Below are 22,481 nucleotides of genomic sequence, written 5' to 3'. Positions count from 1 at the left end.
CCCCGAGGTATGTGACCAGGTGACCAGGTCGGAGAGGGAGGGCCGAGGACGATGGCGACCGTGGGCAGGCCGGGCGCGCCCGACGCGTATCACTGCGGGATCGACGCGGCCATGGATGTGATCGGCGGCAAGTGGAAGGTGCTGATCCTCTGGGCGCTGGACGAGAGCCCGCGCCGCTTCGGCGAGCTCCGCCGGATGCTCCCCGGCGTCACGGAGAAGGTCCTCACCAGCCAGCTGCGTGAGCTGGAGACGGACGGCATCGTCTCCCGCGAGGTGTACGACGAGATCCCGCCGCGCGTCGAGTACGCGCTGACCGGGCGCGGTGTCGCCCTCGGGGCCGCCCTCCAGCCGCTCGGCCTGTGGGGGCGGGAACACGTCCTGGGGAAAGCTTCACAAGGAGCTACCTCGTCCTGACGCCCTCCCCGGCGGAGTCCTCGGCGGCCTGCTCCACCAGCGGGATGATCCGCAGCGGCACGGGGTTCTCCATGACGATCGCCGTGGCGGCCCGCACGATGCCCTCGAAACCGACGACCCGGTCGATCACCCGCTGGAGATCGGCGTTGGAGCGCGCCACGAGCCGGCAGAGCATGTCGCCCTCGCCCGTGGTGGTGTGCAGTTCGAGCACCTCGGGGACGGTCGTCAGATGGGCCCGTACGTCGGCGCCCTGCCCCTGCTTGATCTCCAGCGTGGCGAAGGCGGTCACGGGGTAGCCGAGGGCGGCCGGATCCACGGCCGGGCCGAACCCCCTGATCACCCCGTTCGACTGAAGCCGGTCGAGCCGCGCCTGAACCGTGCCGCGCGCCACCCCGAGCCGGCGCGATGCCTCCAGCACCCCGATCCTGGGCTCCCGCGCGAGCAGCACGATCAGCCGGCCGTCGAGTGCGTCGATGCTCATGGTCCGCTCCCCAAAGCGTTGCCGAATCAAACGTAGTCATACTGTGCAGATAGCCCCGCCATTCTGCTATTTCGCTCTACATATTGCCCAGCGAATCAGCGAACTGTTGCGCACCTTGTGGAACGGCGCGAGGCTGAGGCCATGGCTGACACCTCGATGCACCTCGACACCGCTCCCCACACCGCGCGTGAGGCCGACCCCTTCCCGGTCAAGGGAATGGACGCGGTCGTCTTCGCCGTGGGCAACGCCAAGCAGGCCGCGCACTACTACTCCACGGCCTTCGGCATGAAGCTCGTCGCCTACTCCGGACCGGAGAACGGCAGCCGCGAGACCGCGAGTTACGTCCTCACCAATGGCGCGGCCCGCTTCGTCCTGACGTCCGTCATCAAGCCGTCCACCGAGTGGGGCCGCTTCCTCACGGACCATGTCGCCGAGCACGGCGACGGCGTGGTCGACCTCGCGATCGAGGTGCCGGACGCACGGGCCGCGTACGCGTACGCCACCGAGCACGGCGCCCGCGGCATCCAGGAGCCGTACGAGCTCAAGGACGAGCACGGCACGGTCGTGCTCGCCGCGATCGCCACGTACGGCAACACCCGCCACACCCTCGTCGAGCGCTCCGGGTACGACGGCCCGTATCTGCCGGGCTTCACCGCCGCGGCACCGATCGTCGAGCCCGCCGCCAAGCGCACCTTCCAGGCCATCGACCACTGCGTGGGCAATGTCGAGCTCGGGAAGATGAACGAGTGGGTCGGCTTCTACAACAAGGTCATGGGCTTCACGAACATGAAGGAGTTCGTGGGCGACGACATCGCCACCGAGTACTCCGCGCTCATGTCGAAGGTCGTCGCGGACGGCACGCTCAAGGTGAAGTTCCCGATCAACGAGCCCGCGATCGCCAAGAAGAAGTCGCAGATCGACGAGTATCTGGAGTTCTACGGCGGGGCCGGCGTCCAGCACATCGCGCTCGCCACGAACGACATCGTCGCGTCCGTACGGGCGATGCGGGCGGCGGGCGTGCAGTTCCTCGACACCCCCGACTCGTACTACGACACGCTGGGGGAGTGGGCGGGCGAGACGCGGGTGCCGGTGGAGACGCTGCGCGAGCTGAAGATCCTGGTGGACCGTGACGAGGACGGGTATCTGCTGCAGATCTTCACCAAGCCCGTCCAGGACCGGCCGACCGTCTTCTTCGAGATGATCGAGCGCCATGGCTCGATGGGCTTCGGCAAGGGCAACTTCAAGGCGCTCTTCGAGGCGATCGAGCGCGAGCAGGAGAAGCGCGGCAACCTCTGATTCCGACGGAGCGCGTGGCGCGTGCCGGGGGCTGCCATCCCCGGCACGCGCCCCTTCGCAGGCGCCCGGACTCTCAGACCTGCGGCGGAGGCGCCGGCTCCCGCCGCTCCAGCGTGGGCTTCTCGGGCCCCGAGCCGTAGAAGTCCTTCGGCCCGCCCTCCTCCGGCTCGCCGAGCGCGTCCAGCGCCTCCCGGGCCGTCGTCTCCAGCAGCGGCGAGAAGTGCGGATCCGTCCGCAGGGCCTCCTCGATATGGCGGCGGGCCGCACCGTACATCCCCAGCGACCGCTCGATCTCTCCGCGGTGGTACGAGAACAGCGCGCTGCGCCGCCCCGGCTCGGTCGCCTTCGTCGCGTACGCCAGCGCCTCGCGTCCCCGGCCCGCCCGGTACAGCGCCCAGCCCAGCGCGTCCGCGACCTCCATGCTCCGGTGCGACCGCGCCCACTCCGCACGCAGCCGCGCGACCGCCGCCTTCGGATCGCCGTGGTCGGCCTCGAAGCGGCCGAGGACCAGCTCCTCGTTCACCCCGTTCCCCCGGGCGCGCTCGGCCCGTTCCCGCAGCGTCTCGTACTGCGTCTGGGCATCCCCGTCCAGCCCCATCGAGTCATACAACTCGCCCAGCTCCAGGGCGTATTCGGGCAGGGGCAGCTTGGCCAGCGCCGACTGGTAGTCGCGTGTCGCCTCCTCCGACCTGCCCAGCGAGGCCAGCGCCCTGGCCCGCCCCGCCAGTGACTGGGCCCGGTCGCGCACCGCCGTCAGCGCCGCCTCGTAGTGGCCCAGCGCCTCGGCCGGCTCGCCCCGCTCCCAGGCCAGCTCACCGAGCGCGTCCAGCGCCGTCGCACGCTCCGCGGGTGAACCGGCGTGCGCCGCGGCGTCGGTGGCCTTGGCCACCGCGTCCTCGCGCCGGCCGCGGTCGCGGTACACCTCGGCGGCGCGGATCAGCACCGGCGCCCCCGAGTGCAGTTCGCGCAGCTTCTCCAGCGCCTTGCCCGCCGACTTGTAGTCGCCCAGACCGGAGTACGCGTCGATCAGCACCGGATACGACGTCCACGCCGCGGGCCGCTGCGCCCGTACCGACTCGCCCCACCGCTTGGCGGCGACGAAGTCATGGCGGGCGTTGGCCAGTGAGGCGAGCCCCACCATCGCCTCCGGAGTGCCCGTCCTGATGCCCTTGCCGGGCTTGGAGTCCTCCGCGCTCCCGCCGTGCTTGCCGGACCCGGCGTCCCCGGCCCGCTCCTCGCCGGGGTCGCCCGGCGACACCGCCAGCGACCGCTGGAGCGCCCGGTCGGCCTTCGGGAAGTACGCCGGATCCGCCGCCGCGACCCCGCGCTCCACATACGCCGAGCCGAGCACCGCCCATGCCTGTCCGTCCTCCGGGTGCGTGCGCAGCCAGTTCTCCCGCTCGTGGATGAGCGCGGTCAGATCCGACAGCGCGGCGGGCGCCCCCACGCCCACCGCGGCCATCGCCCGCGCCTCGGGGCCCTGGGGCGGCTGCTCCTCGTCGGGGACGAACAGCAGCACGCCCCCCACCAGCACCGCCCCCACCCCGGCGGCCAGCGCCGCCTTTCTGACCTGTCTGACCTGCTCCGTTTTCATGGCGTTCATGGCGATTACTGTGCGTCAATATGATGAGCGCACTCGTGCTCGCCATGGTGGATCGCAGACGGGTTCACACCGATGGCCCCGGATGTCAGTCTGGGATCATGGACGATCTCCTCGCACAACTGCGGGCCGGGCTCCCCTCCGAAGCCCTGATCACCGACCCCGACGTCACGGTCTCCTACGCCAACGACATGGCGAGCTTCTGCGAGGCGGGCACGCCCTCCGTGGTCGTGCTGCCGCGTACGGTCGAGCAGGTCCAGCATGTGATGCGCACGGCGACCGCGCTGCGCGTCCCCGTCGTCCCGCAGGGGGCCCGTACGGGGCTGTCCGGCGCCGCGAACGCCACGGACGGGTGCATCGTCCTCTCCCTGACGAAGATGGACCGGATCCTGGAGATCAACCCCGTCGACCGGATCGCCGTCGTCGAGCCGGGTGTCATCAACGCGACGCTCTCCCGCGCCGTCGGTGAGCGGGGCCTCTACTACCCGCCGGACCCGTCCAGCTGGGAGATGTGCACCATCGGCGGGAACATCGGCACCGCGTCCGGCGGGCTGTGCTGCGTCAAGTACGGCGTCACCGCGGAGTATGTGCTGGGCCTGGACGTCGTCCTCGCCGACGGCCGGCTGCTCACCACCGGCCGCCGCACCGCCAAGGGCGTCGCCGGCTACGACCTGACCCGGCTCTTCGTCGGCTCGGAGGGCAGCCTCGGCATCGTCGTCAAGGCCGTGCTCGCGCTCCGGCCGCAGCCGCCCCAGCAGCTCGTCCTGGCCGCCGAGTTCGCCTCCGCTGCCGCCGCCTGTGACGCCGTCTGCCGGATCATGGAGCGCGGCCACACCCCGTCCCTCCTCGAACTCATGGACCGTACGACCATCCGCGCCGTCAACGCGATGGCCGGCATGGGGCTCCCCGACACCACCGAGGCGCTGCTGCTCGCGGCCTTCGACACCCCCGACCCCGCTGCCGATCTGGCCGCCGTCGGCGAGCTGTGCACGGCGGCGGGCGCCACCGAAGTGGTCCCCGCCGAGGACGCCGCCGAGTCGGAACTGCTGCTCCAGGCCCGCCGGCTGTCGCTCACCGCGCTGGAGACCATCAAGTCGGCCACCATGATCGACGACGTGTGCGTGCCCCGCTCGCGCCTCGCCGAGATGCTCGACGGCACCGCGGCCGTCGCCGCGAAGTACGACCTGACCATCGGCGTCTGCGCGCACGCGGGCGACGGCAACACCCACCCCGTCGTCTGCTTCGACCAGGCCGACCCGGACGAGTCACGGCGGGCCCGGGAATCCTTCGACGAGATCATGGCGCTCGGTCTCGAACTCGGCGGCACGATCACCGGCGAACACGGCGTCGGCACGCTCAAGAAGGAGTGGCTGTCGCGCGAACTGGGGCCGGTGGGCCTGGAGTTGCAGCGGGGCATCAAGCGGACCTTCGACCCGCTGGGCCTGCTCAACCCCGGGAAGCTCTTCTAGGCCCTGTCCGGACTCCCCCGTCCAGGGCCTGTCCGCCGGACAGGCCCTAGACATCGCCGTCAGCGGACTCGTCCGAGGGCCACGGGTCCCGCAGCCACAGATCGTCGGCCGGCGTCGGGGCCAGCAGTCTGGCCAGCCCGTCGTCGAGGCCGAGTTGCTCGGACTCCGTACCCGGTGGCACGATCCGCAGCGTCCGTTCCAGCCACGCGGACACCGCCGGGCAGGGCGCCTCCAGCAGCGCGTCGCCGTCGGGCGAGGAGAGGGCGACACACAGGACCGTGCGCCCGCCGACCTTCGTCGGCCAGATCCGTACATCGCCGTGCCCGCAGGGCCTGAACACCCCTTCCACCAGCAGTTCGCGGGCGAAGGTCCACTTCACCGGGGTGTCCGAGCCGATGTGGAAGGTGATGTGCACGGCGTACGGATCGTCCGTGCGGTAGACCAGCCGGGCCGGGACAGGGATGCTGCGCTCGGGCGACAGCACCAGATTCAGTTCCAGTTCGCGTTCCACCACGGTGTGCATGAGCGGCACTTCCTTTCCTGGCGAGTGGCCCGATGCGGGGGCCGTACCAGTCGAGAGGCGCTACCCCGCCGACTATGACGCGACTTTCGGCAAGGAATTTCCGGGACGTCCGACGCACTCGTCCCGGGCGGTGGCCGGGCGGCGTGGGGGCGGTGGCCGGACGGGGGCCGGATGGGGACTCGCCACCCGGGCGGGCACGTGCGTACGGTGTTCCGTACGCCCTGGCGAACGAATCCCACCCCGCAGCCTCACGCTTCGCATCGGCGTCCACGGTCCGCCGGGGGAACGCGGCCGTTTCTGCCGGTCTCCTTCCTCAGGGCCTCGTGTTCTTCGTTACTGTCCTCCTTGGACAATGGTGTGAGTGAACGGAGTTGGGGTCAGTGGCTACTCCTCCTGGTGACGGCGGGAACGTACCCCGGGAAGGGTTTTACCCGGACCCGTCCATCCCTGGATATGTCCGGTACTGGAACGGCGCGGCCTGGGTGCCCGGCACGAGCCGGCCCGCGCCGCAGGACGGTGAGGCGACGCCCGGTACCGCCCCGGCGGCGTCCGCCGCCTCCGCGCCGGCCGCCGCCGTCGAGGAGACCGGGCCGGTCTTCTTCGACGAGGACCCTCCCGAGGCGCCGCGCCAGGAACCGGCGTCCGCGTGGCAGGCCGACGCCTCGCGGCAGACCGGCTTCGGCGGTGAGCGCGATGCCCGGGTGTCCTGGGGAGCGGCCCGGCCGGATCCGCGCGTTCCCGGCCCGGCGCCCGAGCCGTCCCGTGAGCTGCCCACGGCCACGCCCGGCGACCCGACCGGCGGTGCCCTGCCCGGCGTACGCGCACTGGGCCCGGGCGCGGGTTCCGGGTCCGGGTCCGGCGCCGATCCCGGGCCCGGCGCGGGCGACGGTCCGCCGCTCACCGACGGTACGGTCGCCATCCGCTCCATGCGACACGGAGTCGGGCCCGGCTCCGGCCCCGGAGGGAGTGCGGGCGCGGGATCCGGTACCGGCCTCCCGGAAGGCCCGGCCGATCCGCTCGGGGCACCGGCGCCCCGCGAGGGCGGACAGCCGGCGGTCGACAGCACCATGGCCATCCGCGCCCTGCGCGCCGCCCGCCGGGCCAAGGACGAGGAGGGCCCGGCCGGCGGTACGGCACGGCCCGAGGGCACCATGACCCTCGGCGCGCTGACCCAGGGCGCCGACGGTACGGGCCGGGCGGCGGAGCCGCGGCAGCTTCCCGTACCGCAGCAGTCCCCGCAGGCGGCCGGACCGCACGCGCCCGTCGGCCCCGGCGCCGGCGGCGGCGCCGCGTCCTGGGCCCAGCAGGCGCACCAGCTCGCGCGGCCGGACCAGCCGGAGCAGCCCGTCGTGCCGTGGAAGCCCCCGGTCGACGACCCGTTCCTGCGGGCCGCGCAGGCCCAGGCGAACGCCAGGCCCGCGGCCCTCGGCAAGCGTTTCGCGGCCCGGCTGATCGACACCGTGGTGCTGGGCGCGCTCGTCGGCGCCCTCGCCTTCCCGCTCGTGTCCAAGGCCCTCGCCCATGTCGACGACAAGATCGCGGCGGCCGAGCGGACCGGTGAGACCGTCACCGTCTGGCTGCTCGACGGCACGACCGGCGCCTGTCTCGGCGGCGCGCTCGCCGTGCTGCTGATCGTCGGGGCGCTCTACGAGGCGCTGCCGACCGCCAAATGGGGCCGCACGCTGGGCAAGAAGCTCTGCGGTCTGGACGTACGGGACATCGAGTCCCACGAGCCCCCGGCGTTCGGCGCCGCGCTGCGCCGCTGGCTGGTCTACGGCGTGCTGGGGGTGCTCGTCGTGGGCGTCCTCAATGTGCTCTGGTGTCTGATCGACCGGCCCTGGCGGCAGTGCTGGCACGACAAGGCGGCCCGTACGTTCGTGTCGGGCTGACCGGCGGCCGGTGACCTGACCCGCCGGCCCGTCGGCCGCCGGGGCCGGGTCGTTCCTCCGAACGGCGGGCAAGCCGTTGCGGGCCCCTGCCCGGCGCGGTGCACTGCCCTACATGAGCCGTGATCAGCCGCCGCCCGGCGAGCCCCCCGAGGAAGACCCTTTCCTCAAGAAGCCGCAGGGGCCTTCGCCCGGGGAGCCTCCCCCCGGGGAGCCGCCGTCCGGAGGGCCCCCGCCCGAGGGTCCTCCGCCCGAGGGGCCCCCGCCCGAGGGGCCCCCGCCGTCGCAGGGCCCGCCGCCGGGATCTCCGTACGACTCCTCGTACGGTGCCCCCTACGGCGGCGCCAGTGGGCAGCCGCCCCCGGGCTCCCCGTACGGCTCGAACGTCTACGGCGAGGAACCGTACGGCGGCACGGACCCGCTCGCCGGGATGCCGCCGCTCGCGCCCTTCGGCACGCGGTTTCTGGCCCGGGTCATCGACGCCCTGATCATCTTCATCCCACTGGGGATCGTGTCGCTGTTCGTCGGAGGCTGGAACACCGCGAACAACACCGGCGCGTGGGACGAGGTCACCAATCAGGTGAATACCGGCACGCAGTGGATCTGGTCGGTCATCTCGATCGTGCTGTACGTCAGCTACGACACCTTGATGAACCGCAAGTTCGGCCAGACCCTCGGCAAACGCTGGCTGAAGCTGCGCGTCGCGATGCTGAACGACGGCGCGGTCCCCGACACCGGCTCCGCGTTTCTGCGGGCGGTGGTGCTCTGGGTGCCCGCGCTGCTGTGCTGCCTCTGTATCTGGTGGGCCATCATCATCGTGTCGATCGTGGTCAGCAGGCCCTACCGGCAGGGCCTGCACGACAAGGCCGCCAGAACGGTCGTGGTCTCAGCGGCGCAGTGAGGGCTGGCGTATGCGGGCCTCGGCGCGCGGTCCGGTCGGCTGAGCGCTCGTCGCGGGGAGCGTGGCGGGCCGTGGCGCGGGTGCCGTACGCGCCGTCGCGGTACGGCCGTTGGCCGGGACGGTCAGGGCGACCAGCAGCCCGAGGCCGAGGGCGGCGAGTCCGATCACCGCGATGCCCAGGCCGGCGGTGGTGCCGGAGAGCAGAAGCATGACGAGGGTGGAACAGACGACGGTGGCGGTGCCGTAGGCGAGCTGGGCGGCAGTCGGACGCGGCATGGCGGAATCCGTCCCTCGGGGCGTCATATTCGGGGGTGTTGGGGGTGTTTCGCATGTCTCGCACGTACGTCGCAGGGCGTGTCGCCTGCCAAGCGACTCTACGACGGTGGATGCCCGAGCGGAGCGAGTAGTAAGCGTGACCTCACCCACGGTGCCGGTGCACGGGGGGCGCATCGAGTCACGCCCCCCTTTGATGGGCCGGATCGATGCGCCGGTTGTCCGAATTCCTCCGGCCCTGACGTCATGTCCGGATAGCGGAAGCGGAAGGCCGCATAGTGCAGTTGACCAGTTCAAGTCAAGGTCTGTCTTTTCTTCCTTAACTCCGGTCCAATGTCGTCACTTATGACGCGCAGACGCGCGCGGATCCCTCACTCCCGGTCCGCGGAACGCGTGCGCCGGGGAGGACAAGCATCAAGTGATCAGGAATCGACGGGCGAGAAGACTGTCCGCGGTGATCGTGGCGCTGGCCGCGACCGCTGCGACGGCCTCAGCCTTCACCACGGCTCAGGCCCAGGACAACCCCGCGTCCGGCTCCACGGACATCGAGCGCCGTGACCCGGCGCCCCAGAAGGGCCATGTCGAACACGACTTGGACGGCCCGTTCAGCAAGCAGCAGGCGCAGCAGCGCGAGGCGGCGCTCCAGCAGGTCATCGCCGGGGACGCCACCGTGCAGAAGCGCGGCGGCTCCCAGGTGGTCAAGCTCGACGACAAGAAGTATGTCGAGCTGGGCCGGGAGAAGACCGACAAGATCTTCACCATCCTCGTGGAGTTCGGCGACAAGGTCGACGACACCACCATGTACGACCCGGACGGCGCCGACGGACCGCTGCCGCCCGTCAAGAAGTACGGCGGCGAGCCCGGCCCCCTGCACAACCAGATAGCCGAGCCCGACCGCAAGGTCGACAACTCCACCGCCTGGCAGGCCGATTACAACCAGGCGCACTTCCAGGACCTCTACTTCGGCGAGGGCAAGGACGCGAGCGGCAAGCAGAAGGAGTCGCTCAAGACCTACTACGAGAAGACCTCCTCCGGCCGCTACTCGGTCGACGGCGAGGTCTCCGACTGGGTCAAGGTCGACTACAACGAGGCCCGTTACGGCTCGAACTACTGCGGCAGCAGCAACTGCGCCAACGTCTGGGACGCGGTGCGCGACGGCGTCACCGCCTGGACCGCGGACCAGAAGGCGCAGGGCAAGTCGGACGCCGACATCAAGGCGGCCCTCGCCGAGTACGACCAGTGGGACCGCTACGACTTCGACAACGACGGCGACTTCAACGAGCCCGACGGCTACATCGATCACTTCCAGATCGTGCACGCGGGCGAGGACGAGTCGGCCGGTGGCGGCGCCCAGGGCCAGAACGCCCTGTGGGCGCACCGCTGGTACGCGTACGGCACGAGCGCGGGCAGCACGGGTCCGGCCGACAACAAGGCCGGCGGCACGCAGATCGGCGACACCGGCGTCTGGGTCGGCGACTACACCATGCAGCCGGAGAACGGCGGCCTCGGGGTCTTCGCCCACGAGTACGGCCACGACCTGGGCCTGCCCGACCTGTACGACACCGCGGGCGGCGAGAACTCCACCGCCTTCTGGACCCTGATGTCGTCGGGTTCCTGGCTGGGCACCGGCAAGGACGCGATAGGCGACCTGCCGGGCGACATGACCGCCTGGGACAAGCTCCAGCTCGGCTGGCTCAACTACGCCAAGGGCAAGGCGGCGACGAACTCCACCCACAAGCTGGGTGTCTCGGCGTACAACACCAAGAACCCGCAGGCGCTCATCGTCGACCTGCCCAAGAAGTCCACGACCACCAGCGTGGTGAAGCCCACCGAGGGCACCAAGCAGTGGTGGAGCGACATGGGTGACGACCTCAAGAACACCCTCACCCGTTCGGTCGATCTGACCGGCAAGTCCACGGCGTCGCTGGAGCTCCAGGGCTGGTGGGACATCGAGGCCGACTACGACTACCTGTACGCCGAGGTGTCGACGGACGGCGGCGCCAACTACACGCCGGTGGACGGCACGGCCGACGGCAAGTCGCTCCCGCGTGACGCCGCCGACAAGCCGGCGCTGACCGGTGTCTCGGGCGCGTACAAGAAGCTCGTCTACTCGCTGGACGCCTACGCGGGCAAGAAGGTCGACCTCCGCTTCCGCTACCAGACGGACGGCGGCGCGGGCGGCAAGGGCTTCACCGCGGACGAGATCAGCCTGCTCGCCGACGGCGCGCCGGTGTTCACGGACAACGCCGAGGGCGACGACGCGGGCTGGACCGCGAAGGGCTTCTCGCGTATCGGTGAGTCCTTCACCCAGGACTACGACCAGTACTACATCGCCGAGAACCGGCAGTACGTCTCGTACGACAAGACCCTCCAGGTCGGCCCGTACAACTTCGGCTTCACCGCGCCGAACGACGGCAAGGTCGAGCACTTCGCGTACCAGCCCGGTCTCATGATCTGGCAGTGGGACACCTCGCAGAAGAACAACAACACCAGCCAGCACCCGGGCCAGGGTCTGATCCTGCCGGTGGACGCCCACGCCAAGCCGCTGAAGTGGGCGGACGGCACGCTGATGCGCAACAGGATCCAGGCGTACGACGCGGCGTTCAGCTGGTGGCCGACGTCCGGTCTGTCGCTGCACAAGGCGGACAAGCTGACGCGGATCGCGCCCCAGCCCGGTGTCCCGGTCTTCGACGACCGCAAGGGCACCTACTGGAGCGAGGAGAACAAGGGCGGAAGCGTCCGGGTAACTGACACGAACACCCGGATCAGCATCGTCAGCCAGCCCCTGGACGGGCAGACGATGACGGTCAAGGTGGGCCCCTCGGGGAAGTAACCGCAAGTAACCGCAGGTCAAAAGCATGATCGGCCGTCGCCCTCTAGCGGGCGGCGGCCGTTCGTGTTTAGGTGCGTCCTACTATCTCTTATTGACACGATGTCTCACGGGGGAGATGAAGGACATGGCAGGCGGAGGCTTCAGCAAGCTCCCGAACGGCACGGTGGTGGTGGCACTGACCCTGCCCAGCCCGGCGGCCGAGGGCGATACGGTGCGCGTTCTGGTGCACGCCGCGAACCGGGCCCGCGCCCTGACCAGGCTGCGGAACCTGGGGCTGCGGGCGGTCTATCTGCGGGGCAACGCGGAGCCCCCGACGCCGGACGAGATCACCGCGGTGCTGCATCACCCGGACGGCCTGCTGTGGCGGACCACGCCGGAGTGCCTGGAGCAGCTCTGGCAGCCGATACGAGCGCTGCTGAGACCCGCGGCGCGGGCGGGGTACTGACGGGTACCGGGAGGGCTTGAGCGCGGCGTCGGACGTGAGCCGGGCTCTGCGGACGTGAGCGGGGCTCTACGGACGTGAGCGGGGCCCGGGAGACCCGGGGACGCTCTCAGACGGCGTGGACGACCGGCCTGCCGGTCAGCTCCGCCCCCGCCGCCCGCAGCTCCTCCATGGCCCGCTCCGTGGTCTCCGGTGCCACGCCCGCGGTCAGATCGAGCAGTACGCGCGTGACGAAGCCCTCACGGACCGCGTCCAGCGCGGTCGCGCGTACGCAGTGGTCCATGGCGATACCGACCACATCGACCTCGGTGACGGCACGCGCCCGCAGCCAGTCCGCCAGCCGGACGCTGTTCTCGTCGGCGCCCTCGAAGCCGCTGTACGCCGCCGAGTACGCGCCCTTGTCGAAGACCGCGTCGATCGCGCCGGAGGCGACGGCCGGGGCGAAGTTCGGGTGGAACCCCACACCCTCCGTGCCCGCCACGCAGTGCACCGGCCAGGTGTGGACGAAGTCGGGGGCGGCCGGGGGCTTCGCGAAGTGATCGCCGGGGTCGATGTGGTGATCACGGGTGGCGACCACATAGCGGTACCCGGGGGTCGCGCGGCCGATCAGATCGGTGACGGCGGCGGCCACCTCGGAACCCCCCGCCACCGGGACGCTGCCGCCCTCACAGAAGTCGTTCTGCACGTCTACGACGATCAATGCGCGGTGCATGGCGGTCATCCTTCGATGGGGAGCGGGTGGTGCGGGGGGCGGGAGACGGGGAGTGTTCGGGGACGTTTTCGAGCCTAGAGACTCCAGCCTCGTCTCGGGAGGGTTAGACCCCGAACGGCCGTGTCGGCGGAGTCCCGTACTCCACCGCTACCACCGCCCCGTCCGCCTCACACGTCCCCGCTCCGCCACCTGCCCGGTCTCAGAGGTACTCGGTCGGGATCACCGGCTCGCCCCGCGACAGCTGGATGGCCGACATCGGCAGACCCGCGCGCGCCGCGATATGCCGGTCGCGCACGGTGTCCAGCGGCTCGCGCGCGACGATCTCGCCGCCCTTGACCAGCTCCACCAGCAGCTGCCGGTCCAGCAGCTCCGGCGGTACGGGGCCCGTGCCGACCACCTCGGCCTCCGCGTACCCCTCGGCGTCCCGCCGCCGCGCGGCCCATTTGCGGCCGCCGATGGAGGTCTTGCCGCCCAGCGACTTCTTCGCCACGGGGTGCAGCGGGGCCTTCGGGTCGGCGGAGGTCGCGCGGGCGACGATCTTGTAGACCATGGAGCAGGTCGGATGGCCGCTGCCGGTGACCAGCTGGGTGCCGACGCCGTACGCGTCCACCGGCGCCGCCGCCAGCGAGGCGATCGCGTACTCGTCCAGGTCGGAGGTCACCACGATCTTGGTGTTCACCGCGCCCAGTTCGTCCAGCTGCTGCCGTACCCGGTGCGCGACCAGCAGCAGATCCCCGGAGTCGATCCGGACGGCGCCCAGCTCGGGCCCCGCGATCTCCACGGCGGTCCGTACGGCCTCCGCCACGTCGTACGTGTCGACGAGCAGCGTCGTCCCCCGGCCGAGCGAGTCGATCTGCGCCCGGAAGGCGTCACGTTCGCTGTCGTGCAGCAGGGTGAACGCGTGCGCGCTGGTGCCCACCGTCGGAATGCCGTAGCGGAACCCGGCCGCCAGGTCCGAGGTGGTGTCGAAGCCCCCGACGTACGCGGCGCGCGAGGCGGCGACCGCGGCCAGCTCGTGCGTACGGCGCGCGCCCATCTCGATCAGCCCGCGCCCGCCCGCCGCCGCCGCCATCCGGGAGGCCGCCGCGGCGATCGCGGAGTCATGGTTGAGGATCGACAGGATCACCGTCTCCAGCAGCACGCACTCGGCGAAGGAGCCCTCGACCCGCAGGATCGGCGAGCCCGGGAAGTACACCTCGCCCTCCGGGTAGCCCCAGATGTCCCCGCTGAAGCGGTACGAGGCCAGCCACCCGAGCGTCGCCTCGTCCACGATGTCCTGTTCCCGGAGGAAGCCCAGCACATCAGGGTCGAACCGGAAGTTCTCCACGGCGTCCAGGACACGTCCGGTGCCGGCCACGACCCCGTACCGGCGCCCGCCGGGCAGCCGCCGGGTGAAGACCTCGAAGACCGAGCGCCGGCCGGCCGTGCCGGCCTGGAGCGCGGCCCGGAGCATCGTCAGCTCGTACTGATCGGTGAAGAGCGCGGTCGACGGGACGGCGACCGGCAATCCAAGGTCCGGAGTGTTCATACGACGATGCTACCCAATACTCGTCACTTTGACGATTTCTCGTGGCCGTTTGTGCGACACGCCGCGACGGGTGGCAGCATGGGTCATGTGAGGCTGTGAATTCCGGCACGCCCCCGCAGAGAAGAAGGTCGTCCCGAACCGTGAGTGTTGCCCCGACTGAGATCGAACGCCCCGAATCGGCCGAGGAGACTTTCGCCGTCCCCGAACCCGATGTGCCGTGGGTGACGATCGTGCACAACGACCCGGTCAACCTGATGAGTTATGTGGCGTACGTCTTCCAGACCTATTTCGGCTATCCGAAGGACAAGGCGCACAAGCTGATGCTCGACGTCCACCACAAGGGCCGCGCGATCGTCTCCAGCGGCAGCCGCGAGGAGATGGAGCGCGACGTACAGGCGATGCACGGCTTCGGGCTGTGGGCCACCCTCTCGCAGGACCGCGCCTGATGGCCGGGCAGTTCGAGGCGATCCCCGGCGGCGGCGCGGCCGTCGCGCTCGACGAGGTCGAGATCTCGATCCTGCGCTCGCTCGCCGTACAGCTGCTGGAGCTGATAGGGCCGGGCGACGAGCCCGCCCAGGGCGAGGACCCGCTCGCCTCGCTCTTCAGCGAGGGCCCCAGCGAGCCGCCCGAGGACCCGGCGCTGGCCCGGCTCTTCCCGGACGCGTACGGCGATGACGACGACGAACTACGCGAATTCTCCGCGGAGTTCAGGCGCTTCACGGAGAACGACCTGCGCGGCCGCAAGCGCGAGGACGGCATGGCGCTCGTCCGCACGCTGGACGCGCTCGCCGTGGAGGGCGGGGGCGCCGCCGTACTCAAGCTGACCCCCGACGACTGTCAGCACTGGCTCGGCGCGCTCAACGATCTGCGGCTGACGATCGGCACGCGCCTGGAGGTCAGCGACGAGGACGAGGGCGGCGAGCTGTACCGGCTGCCCGACTCCGACCCGCGTAAGCCGATGGTGATGGCGTACCTCTGGCTCGGCGCGCTCCAGGAATCGCTCGTAGAGACGCTGATGCCCTGACTCCCGCATGTCATATGCCGGTTGCCGGCGGGCCCCCTTCCGTACGCTCAGGTGACGCTCAATTCGGCATAACGATCGCGTCACCGCTCCGGCGACCTTTGCGGTTCGCGGTGCGATTTGTCCGCTTCTCCCTGTGGGCTGTGCCACAGCGCGCTCCGCTGACCGCCCAGTTCACCGTGATAGATCTGCACGACCCCCGGGGACGCCACCCCTGTCCCCGGGGGTGCTTCAGCCGGCCGACCGCCGGCGGCACTCCATCCATATCCGGGGGGATCGGGAACGGGTCCGCGGCCGAGCACGGCGCGGATCCGCATGGAGAAAGGGCGCACGACCATGACCTCTGCGCAGGTCGACAAGGAGTACGGCGGCGACGGGGCCGCCGCGGGACCGGCCGGCGGCAGCGCCACGGAGGAGGGCTACGAGCGCGGGCTCGGCAGCCGTCAGGTCCAGATGATCGCCATCGGCGGCGCCATCGGCGTCGGGCTCTTCATGGGCGCCGGAGCGAATATCGCCAAGGCCGGACCCAGCATCATCCTCATGTACGCCCTCGCCGGCGTCGTGATCTTCTTCATCATGCGGGCGCTCGGCGAGCTGCTCCTCTACCGGCCGGTCTCCGGCTCCTTCGCGGAGTACGCCAGAGAGTTCCTCGGCCCGTTCTTCGGCTTCGCCACCGGCTGGACGTACTGGCTGATGTGGGTCGTCACCGGGATGGCGGAACTGACCGCCGCGGCCATCTATATCCACTTCTGGTTCCCCCAGATCCCGCAGTGGGTGAGCGCCCTGGTCTTCCTGGTGGTGCTCTTCGGCGTCAACCTGATCTCGGTGAAGATCTTCGGCGAGGTCGAGTTCTGGTTCTCGATGATCAAGGTCACCGCGATCATCGGAATGATCGTCATCGGTCTCGGCGTGCTCACCCTCGGCTTCTCCGACGCCGGTGACACCGCCACCGCCACCAACCTCTGGGCACACGACGGGATCTTCCCCAACGGCATCGGCTCCAGCCTGATGACCCTCCAGGGCGTGATGTTCGCCTACCTCGCCGTCGAGCTGGTCGGCGTCACCGCGGGCGAGTCCGAGAACCCGGAGAAGACCCTCCCCAAGGCGATCAACACCCTGCCCTGGCGCATCATCGTCTTCTACGTGGGCGCGCTGACCGTCATCCTCGCGGTCGTCAAGTGGACCGAGTTCTCGGCGGGCGCCAGCCCCTTCGTGCACGCCTTCGAGAAGATGGGCATCCCGCTCGCGGCCGGCATCGTCAACTTCGTCGTGCTGACCGCCGCGCTCTCCTCCTGCAACTCGGGCATGTACTCCACGGGCCGGATGCTGCGCGACCTCGCGGCCAACAGCGAGGCGCCGAAGCTCTTCGGCAAGCTCAACTCCCGCAAGACCCCGGCGTTCGGCATCACCGTCTCGGTCGCCCTCATGGGCATCGGTGTGGTCCTCAACTACATCGTTCCGGAGAAGGCCTTCGGCTATGTGACGTCCGTGGCCACCGCCGCCGGTATCTGGACCTGGATGATGATCCTGATCAGCCATATCCGCTACCGCCGCGGGGTACGGGCGGGCCTGCTGCCCGCCTCGTCGTTCCCCGCCCCGGGCGGTTCCGTGTTCAGCTGGGTCGCGGTCGGCTTCCTCGCCCTGGTCACGTGTCTGATCGCGTACGACAAGGACGCGCGGATCTCCCTCTACGTGGGGGCGGTCTGGGCGGTGGGTCTCCTCATCGGCTGGCAGCTCCTCCAGCGCCGCACTCAGCGGCCCGCGGAAAGCGCCGCCCCGGAGTACGCCTCCGCCGAGTAGCCCCGCGAGACCTCTGACGGCCCCTGGAACCCCGGAAGCTCCCTCCCGGATCCGGGGGCCGTACTCGTCCCTTTATATTTTCTCCATGCTCACCATCACCCAGGCCCTGCACGACAAGATCGTCGAGCACGCGCGCGCCGACCATCCCGACGAGGCGTGCGGCGTGGTCGCGGGTCCCGCCGGGACCGGCCGGGCCGAGCGGTTCATCCCCATGCTCAACGCCGCACGCTCGCCCACCTTCTACGAGTTCGACTCGGCGGATCTGCTCAAGCTCTACCGGGAGATGGACGACCGCGACGAAGAGCCGGTGATCATCTACCACTCGCACACCGCGACCGAGGCGTACCCGTCCCGTACGGACATCACCTACGCCAACGAGCCGGGCGCCCACTATGTCCTCGTCTCCACCGCCGACCACGACGACGCGGGCCCCTTCCAGTTCCGCTCGTACCGCATCGTCGAGGGCACGGTCACGGAAGAGGACGTCGAGATCGTCTGAGGCTCCCCTCCCGACGCGCGGAAGATCTGACAAACTGAGCGCCGAACCGAGGCGGCAGGGATCAGGAAGCCGGTGTGAATCCGGCGCGGTCCCGCCACTGTGACCAAGCCCAGCTTGGCAGCCAGGAACTGACCTGCCGCCCTTCTCCCACCAGCCAGGGGACGCGGAAATCCCCCGGAGGAGGCCCTGCCGTGTCTGTGCTGTCCCGGCGCCGCCGTGCGCTCACGCCCGCCGTCATCACCGCCGTACTGCTCCCGCTCACCGCCTGCGGCGGCTCCCCCTCCACGGACGCGAAGGACGGCGCGCGGGCCGCGACCACCGCGCCCGGCTTCCCGTACACCGTCACCAACTGCGGGGTGAAAACCACCTATCAGGCGCCGCCGAAGCGGGCCGTCACCATGAACCAGCACGTCACCGAAGTGATGCTGGCGCTCGGCCTGGAGAAGTCCCTCGTCGGCACCGCCTGGCTGGACGACCGGATACTCCCCGCCTACGAGAAGGCGTACAAGAGCGTCCCGGTGCTCGCCAAGGAGTACCCCTCCAAGGAGCGGCTGCTCGCCGTCAACCCCGACTTCGTCTACGGCGGTTACGCCAGCGCCTTCGCCGCCAAGGACGGCCGCAGCCGCGACGACCTCCAGTCCGCCGGCATCCGCACCCGGCTCAACCTGGAGAACTGCCCCCAGGACAGGACGTCCCTCGACGACGTGTACCAGGAGGTCCGGGAAACCGGCCGCACCTTCGGCGTCCCCGACCGGGCCGAGAAGTGGATCGCCGCCTCCCGCACCACCGTCACGGACACCGCCGCCCTGCTCAAGGGCGTCGCGCCGGTCTCCGTCTTCGTCTACGACAGCGGTGACAAGACCGCCTTCACCGCCGGCGGCAAGGGCATCGGCAACGAACTGATCACCCGCGCCGGCGGCCGCAATGTCTTCGCCGGCCTCGACAAGTCCTTCGGCGACGCCACCTGGGAACAGGTCGTCGCCCGCAAGCCCGACGTCATCGTCATCTACGACTACGGCTCCACCACCGTCGCCCAGAAGAAGAAGCGGCTGCTGGAGGACCCCGTGCTCAAGGACGTACCGGCCGTCAGGAACAAGCGGTTCGCCGTCATGCCGCTCTCGGACGTGGTCCTCGGCGTCCGCGCGCCCGACGCCATCGAACGGCTCGCCACGCAGCTCCACCCCGAGTCCGTCAAGTAAGCCCCGGCCATGACCCGGACCACCCCGCCCGGCCACGGGCGGCTGCGCTACACCCTGGTGCTCGGCTGCCTCGCCGCCGCGCTCGCCACCGCCGTCGTCGCGGGCCTCGCCCTCGGCTCCGTACGCATCCCGCCCGGCCAGGTGATCACCATCCTCACCGGCGGCGCCGACCCCGGCCCCTTCCGCACCATCGTGCTCGACGTACGGCTGCCCCGCGTGCTGCTCGGGGTGGTCGTCGGCGCCGGGCTCGCCGTCGTCGGCACCGTCCTCCAGGCGCTCGTACGCAACCGGCTCGCCGACCCCTTCCTCCTCGGCATCTCCTCCGGAGCCTCCGCCGGCGCCGTGCTGGTCATGGTCCTCGGCATCGGCGGCGGGATCACCACCACCGTCGCCATGCCCGCCGCGGCCTTCGCCGGCTCGCTGCTCGCACTGGCGCTGGTGTACGGGCTGGCCCGCCGGCGCGGCGCGATGACCGGCGGACGGCTCGTCCTCGCCGGGGTGGCCGTCGCGTACATCCTCACCGCGCTCACCACCCTCATCCTGATCGTCTCGGCACGCCCCGAGCACTTCCAGGAAGCCATGTACTGGACCTTCGGCGGCCTCGGCAGCGCCCGCTGGTCCACCCTGCTCCTGCCCGCGGTCGCCCTCACCCTCGGCACCGCGCTGCTCATGGCCCTGGCCCGGCCGCTCGACCTGCTGCTGGCGGGCGAGGAGGGCGCGACCGTACTCGGGCTGGACACCTCGCGCTTCCGCGCCGCGGTCTTCGTCCTCGCCTCCCTGGTCACCGGCGTGATGGTGGCCGCCAGCGGCGCCGTCGGCTTCATCGGACTGCTCGTCCCGCACGCCGCCAGGATGGCCGTCGGCGCGAGCCATCGCGCCCTGCTGCCGGTCGCCGCGCTGGGCGGAGCCGTCATCCTCGTCGCCGCCGACCTCGCGGCCCGTACCGTCGCCGCACCCCAGGACGTACCCGTCGGTGTCCTCACCGCGCTCACCGGCGGCCCCGCCTTCCTGTGGCTGATGCGCCGCCGCCCCGAAGGAGCCCCCGTATGACGGCGACACTCCGGCTCGAAGGACTCTCCTACGCGACCGACGGCCGCCGGCTCGTCGACAGCGCCGACCTGACCGCCGCCCCCGGCGAGACCGTCGGACTCGTCGGCCCCAACGGCAGCGGCAAGACCACCCTCCTGCGCTGCGTCTACGGAACGCTCCGCCCCAGCCATGGACGGGCCCTGCTCGACGGCGACGACCTCCTCACCATGACCCCCAGAGCCAGGGCGCGCCGCGTCGCCACCGTCCCGCAGGACGGACAGCTGGACTTCGAGCTGACCGTCCGCGAGGTCGTCGCGATGGGCCGCTCCCCGCACAAACGCTTCTGGGAGGCCGACACCGCCGCCGACGCGGCCCTCGCGGAAGCCGCCCTCGGCCGCGTCGGGATCGCCGGCCTCGCGGACCGCGCCTTCCCCTCCCTCTCCGGCGGCGAACGCCAGCGCGCGCTGGTCGCCCGCGCCCTGGTCCAGCGGACCGCCCTCCTCGTACTCGACGAGCCGACCAACCACCTGGACATCCGCTACCAGCTCGACATCCTCAACCTGATCAGGGAATCCGGGACCACCAACCTGCTCGCCCTGCACGATCTGAACCTCGCCGCGTACTACTGCGACCGCGTCTATGTCCTCCAGGAAGGCCGGATCGTCGCCTCCGGCACCCCGCACGAGGTCCTCACCGCCGAGCTGCTCGCCACCGTCTACGGGGTGACCGCCGAGGTCAGCACGCACCCCGCCACCGGCGCGCCCACCGTCGTCTATCTCCCGCCGTCCGCCTGACGGATACGGACCGTCCGGGATACGAGATCACATGCCGGAACGCCGACCGGGAATCGATACGATGACCGCATGGTTTTCCAGGACGTGAGCGACAAGACGCCGAGCACCCCGCTGCTCGTGGCGCGGCTGCACGTCGACCTGTGCCGCCTCGCCAGTGCCATCTGTCCCAGCGCTGCCGGCTGAGCGACGTTCCCGAGCGCAGCTTTTCGTCTTCGCACCACCCCCTCGCGCGGGGGTCCGAGCCGCGCGCCCGTCACGCCATCTCCCGATCAGGAGTCCACGCCATGGCCATCGAGGTCCGCATCCCGACCATCCTCCGCACCTACACCGACGGCGCCAAGGCCGTCGAGGGCAAGGGCGACACGCTCTCCGAGCTCTTCGACGACCTCGAATCCCGGCACACCGGCATCCGGGAGCGGCTCCTCGACCCGGCCAAGGACAACCAGCTCCGCCGCTTCGTGAACGTCTACCTCAACGACGAGGACGTCCGCTTCCTCGACGGCGTCTCCACCCAGCTCGCCGACGGCGACAGCGTCACCATCCTCCCGGCCGTGGCCGGCGGCGCCCTCGACACGCACACGGTCTGATGCGGTACGACTCCCCGCTGGCGGCGGTCGGCAACACGCCCCTGGTCCGGCTCCCACGGCTCTCACCGTCGGACGACGTCCGGATCTGGGCCAAGCTGGAGGACCGCAACCCGACCGGCTCGATCAAGGACCGGCCCGCCCTGCACATGGTCGAACAGGCCGAGAAGGACGGACGGCTCACCCCGGGCTGCACGATCCTGGAGCCCACCAGCGGCAATACCGGCATCTCACTCGCCATGGCGGCCAGGCTCAAGGGCTACCGCATCGTCTGCGTGATGCCGGAGAACACCTCCCAGGAGCGGCGCGACCTGCTCACCATGTGGGGGGCGGAGATCGTCCCGTCCCCCGCGGCGGGCGGCTCCAACACGGCCGTACGGGTCGCCAAGGAGCTGGCGGCCGAGAACCCGTCCTGGGTGATGCTCTACCAGTACGGCAACCCGGACAACGCGGGCGCCCACTACGCCACCACCGGCCCGGAGATCCTGGCCGACCTGCCCTCCATCACCCACTTCGTGGCGGGCCTGGGCACGACGGGCACGCTGATGGGCGTGGGGCGCTATCTGCGCGAGAACGTCGAGGGCATCCAGATCGTCGCCGCGGAGCCGCGCTACGACGACCTGGTCTACGGCCTGCGCAACCTGGACGAGGGCTTCGTCCCGGAGCTGTACGACGCGTCCGTCCTCACGACCCGCTTCTCCGTAGGCTCCGCCGACGCGGTCACGCGCACCCGTGAACTGCTGCAGCAGGAAGGTATCTTCGCGGGCGTCTCGACGGGAGCGGCGTTGCACGCGGCGATCGGTGTGGGCCGGAAGGCGGTGAAGGCGGGCCAGAGCGCGGACATCGTGTTCGTGGTCGCGGACGGGGGCTGGAAGTACTTGTCGACGGGCGTCTATACGGCGCCGACGACGGAAGAAGCGATCGAAACGCTGCGGGGTCAGCTTTGGGCGTAGCGCCTCCCGGCGGGGGGCCGTGGGTCCGGGGTGCGTTTCGGCTGGGGCCGGTGGTCGGGTGCGGGTTGTTGCCGGGGTGCGCTCCGGGGCTCGCGCCCGGGACGGCATGATTTACGGCGCGCAGCTGCCCGACGTCTGGACACTGGCGGTCGCGCGCCACAAATCACGCTTTAGTGTCCCGGACACGACCCCTGCGCGCCCCCCTTCACCGCCCGCGCAAGCGACCCGGCCGTGCGCGAGGCGG

23 protein-coding genes and 1 riboswitch are annotated in these 22,481 nt (G+C 70.7%); of the genes, 17 read left to right on the top strand and 6 right to left on the bottom strand.

From position 1 onward, the window contains the following. The first annotated feature begins 51 nt into the window (after positions 1 to 51). On the top strand, positions 52 to 414 hold the full coding sequence (locus ACFRKB_RS36870) for a winged helix-turn-helix transcriptional regulator (RefSeq protein WP_383110975.1): 363 nt from the start codon (positions 52 to 54) through the stop codon (positions 412 to 414). On the opposite strand, the gene ACFRKB_RS36865 is transcribed toward ACFRKB_RS36870, so the two are convergent. Beyond that, on the bottom strand, positions 401 to 895 hold the full coding sequence (locus ACFRKB_RS36865; protein ID WP_383110974.1) for an Lrp/AsnC family transcriptional regulator: 495 nt from the start codon (positions 893 to 895) through the stop codon (positions 401 to 403). The two genes, ACFRKB_RS36870 and ACFRKB_RS36865, sit on opposite strands and share 14 nt — an antisense overlap. A 141-nt stretch (positions 896 to 1,036) precedes the next feature. Between ACFRKB_RS36865 and hppD the strand changes: the two genes are divergently transcribed. Then, entirely contained in the window at positions 1,037 to 2,191 is a 1,155-nt protein-coding gene (gene hppD / locus ACFRKB_RS36860; protein WP_383110973.1) for a 4-hydroxyphenylpyruvate dioxygenase, read from the top strand. 73 nt (positions 2,192 to 2,264) lie between these two features. On the opposite strand, the gene ACFRKB_RS36855 is transcribed toward hppD, so the two are convergent. Then, the gene (locus ACFRKB_RS36855; protein WP_383110972.1) at positions 2,265 to 3,794 is read right to left on the bottom strand and encodes a tetratricopeptide repeat protein; all 1,530 of its coding nucleotides are present in this window, start codon (positions 3,792 to 3,794) and stop codon (positions 2,265 to 2,267) included. A 98-nt stretch (positions 3,795 to 3,892) separates the two neighbouring features. Between ACFRKB_RS36855 and ACFRKB_RS36850 the strand changes: the two genes are divergently transcribed. After that, the gene (locus ACFRKB_RS36850; RefSeq protein ID WP_383110971.1) at positions 3,893 to 5,260 is read left to right on the top strand and encodes an FAD-binding oxidoreductase; all 1,368 of its coding nucleotides are present in this window, start codon (positions 3,893 to 3,895) and stop codon (positions 5,258 to 5,260) included. Positions 5,261 to 5,306: 46 nt separating this feature from the next. Here ACFRKB_RS36850 and ACFRKB_RS36845 read toward each other — a convergent pair whose 3' ends face one another. Further along, a complete protein-coding gene (locus ACFRKB_RS36845) occupies positions 5,307 to 5,783 on the bottom strand; it encodes an SsgA family sporulation/cell division regulator (protein ID WP_383110970.1) in 477 nt (158 codons plus the stop codon). Positions 5,784 to 6,154: 371 nt separating this feature from the next. On the opposite strand from ACFRKB_RS36845, the gene ACFRKB_RS36840 reads away from it, so the two are divergent. Next, a complete protein-coding gene (locus ACFRKB_RS36840; RefSeq protein WP_463291767.1) occupies positions 6,155 to 7,672 on the top strand; it encodes an RDD family protein in 1,518 nt (505 codons plus the stop codon). Between the two features lie 112 nt (positions 7,673 to 7,784). After that, the gene (locus ACFRKB_RS36835) at positions 7,785 to 8,570 is read left to right on the top strand and encodes an RDD family protein (RefSeq protein WP_383110968.1); all 786 of its coding nucleotides are present in this window, start codon (positions 7,785 to 7,787) and stop codon (positions 8,568 to 8,570) included. Here the strand turns inward: ACFRKB_RS36835 and ACFRKB_RS36830 are convergent. Further along, entirely contained in the window at positions 8,556 to 8,846 is a 291-nt protein-coding gene (locus tag ACFRKB_RS36830) for a hypothetical protein (RefSeq protein ID WP_365972458.1), read from the bottom strand. The genes ACFRKB_RS36835 and ACFRKB_RS36830 overlap by 15 nt on opposite strands. Positions 8,847 to 9,261: 415 nt before the next feature. Here ACFRKB_RS36830 and ACFRKB_RS36825 point away from each other — a divergent pair, with 415 nt between their 5' ends. Beyond that, positions 9,262 to 11,676 carry an immune inhibitor A domain-containing protein gene (locus ACFRKB_RS36825; protein WP_383110967.1) on the top strand — a complete coding sequence of 805 codons (2,415 nt, stop codon included), beginning with the start codon at positions 9,262 to 9,264 and terminating at the stop codon, positions 11,674 to 11,676. A 124-nt stretch (positions 11,677 to 11,800) separates the two neighbouring features. Beyond that, positions 11,801 to 12,121: a hypothetical protein gene (locus ACFRKB_RS36820; protein ID WP_030355093.1), complete on the top strand. Its 321-nt coding sequence runs from the start codon at positions 11,801 to 11,803 to the stop codon at positions 12,119 to 12,121. A gap of 106 nt (positions 12,122 to 12,227) precedes the next feature. Here ACFRKB_RS36820 and ACFRKB_RS36815 read toward each other — a convergent pair whose 3' ends face one another. Next, on the bottom strand, positions 12,228 to 12,830 hold the full coding sequence (locus tag ACFRKB_RS36815) for an isochorismatase family protein (protein WP_383110966.1): 603 nt from the start codon (positions 12,828 to 12,830) through the stop codon (positions 12,228 to 12,230). 199 nt (positions 12,831 to 13,029) lie between these two features. Beyond that, on the bottom strand, positions 13,030 to 14,358 hold the full coding sequence (locus ACFRKB_RS36810; RefSeq protein ID WP_383110965.1) for a nicotinate phosphoribosyltransferase: 1,329 nt from the start codon (positions 14,356 to 14,358) through the stop codon (positions 13,030 to 13,032). A gap of 140 nt (positions 14,359 to 14,498) precedes the next feature. Here ACFRKB_RS36810 and clpS point away from each other — a divergent pair, with 140 nt between their 5' ends. From clpS to ACFRKB_RS36760, 10 genes are all read left to right on the top strand, one after another. Beyond that, on the top strand, positions 14,499 to 14,804 hold the full coding sequence (gene clpS / locus ACFRKB_RS36805) for an ATP-dependent Clp protease adapter ClpS (protein WP_030355090.1): 306 nt from the start codon (positions 14,499 to 14,501) through the stop codon (positions 14,802 to 14,804). Further along, a complete protein-coding gene (locus tag ACFRKB_RS36800; protein WP_383110964.1) occupies positions 14,804 to 15,382 on the top strand; it encodes a DUF2017 domain-containing protein in 579 nt (192 codons plus the stop codon). The genes clpS and ACFRKB_RS36800 overlap by 1 nt, the downstream gene beginning before the upstream one ends. 333 nt (positions 15,383 to 15,715) lie before the next feature. Next, complete coding sequence (locus ACFRKB_RS36795) at positions 15,716 to 17,179, top strand: amino acid permease (RefSeq protein ID WP_383110963.1); 1,464 nt, start codon at positions 15,716 to 15,718, stop codon at positions 17,177 to 17,179. A gap of 85 nt (positions 17,180 to 17,264) precedes the next feature. Further along, positions 17,265 to 17,678: a M67 family metallopeptidase gene (locus tag ACFRKB_RS36790; RefSeq protein WP_030355087.1), complete on the top strand. Its 414-nt coding sequence runs from the start codon at positions 17,265 to 17,267 to the stop codon at positions 17,676 to 17,678. A 5-nt stretch (positions 17,679 to 17,683) separates the two neighbouring features. Next, positions 17,684 to 17,829, top strand: a riboswitch (cobalamin riboswitch). Between the two features lie 49 nt (positions 17,830 to 17,878). After that, positions 17,879 to 18,877 carry an ABC transporter substrate-binding protein gene (locus tag ACFRKB_RS36785; protein ID WP_383110990.1) on the top strand — a complete coding sequence of 333 codons (999 nt, stop codon included), beginning with the start codon at positions 17,879 to 17,881 and terminating at the stop codon, positions 18,875 to 18,877. Between the two features lie 9 nt (positions 18,878 to 18,886). Next, the gene (locus tag ACFRKB_RS36780) at positions 18,887 to 19,927 is read left to right on the top strand and encodes a FecCD family ABC transporter permease (protein WP_383110962.1); all 1,041 of its coding nucleotides are present in this window, start codon (positions 18,887 to 18,889) and stop codon (positions 19,925 to 19,927) included. Next, positions 19,924 to 20,700 (top strand): ABC transporter ATP-binding protein, encoded by a 777-nt coding sequence (locus ACFRKB_RS36775; RefSeq protein ID WP_383110961.1) that lies wholly within the window; start codon positions 19,924 to 19,926, stop codon positions 20,698 to 20,700. The genes ACFRKB_RS36780 and ACFRKB_RS36775 overlap by 4 nt, the downstream gene beginning before the upstream one ends. Before the next feature lie 69 nt (positions 20,701 to 20,769). After that, entirely contained in the window at positions 20,770 to 20,883 is a 114-nt protein-coding gene (locus tag ACFRKB_RS36770) for a putative leader peptide (RefSeq protein ID WP_365972467.1), read from the top strand. Positions 20,884 to 20,984: 101 nt separating this feature from the next. After that, positions 20,985 to 21,287 (top strand): MoaD/ThiS family protein, encoded by a 303-nt coding sequence (locus ACFRKB_RS36765; protein WP_383110960.1) that lies wholly within the window; start codon positions 20,985 to 20,987, stop codon positions 21,285 to 21,287. Continuing rightward, positions 21,287 to 22,237: a PLP-dependent cysteine synthase family protein gene (locus tag ACFRKB_RS36760; RefSeq protein ID WP_383110959.1), complete on the top strand. Its 951-nt coding sequence runs from the start codon at positions 21,287 to 21,289 to the stop codon at positions 22,235 to 22,237. Before ACFRKB_RS36765 ends, ACFRKB_RS36760 begins: the two co-directional genes overlap by 1 nt. Positions 22,238 to 22,481: the final 244 nt, after the last annotated feature.

Origin of the sequence: Streptomyces scopuliridis (genome assembly GCF_042790125.1) — a bacterium.
In the GTDB taxonomy this organism is placed as follows: domain Bacteria; phylum Actinomycetota; class Actinomycetes; order Streptomycetales; family Streptomycetaceae; genus Streptomyces; species Streptomyces scopuliridis_A.
The sequence above is the reverse complement of the archived record's forward strand: the minus strand, read 5'-3'. Positions and strand labels throughout refer to the sequence as shown.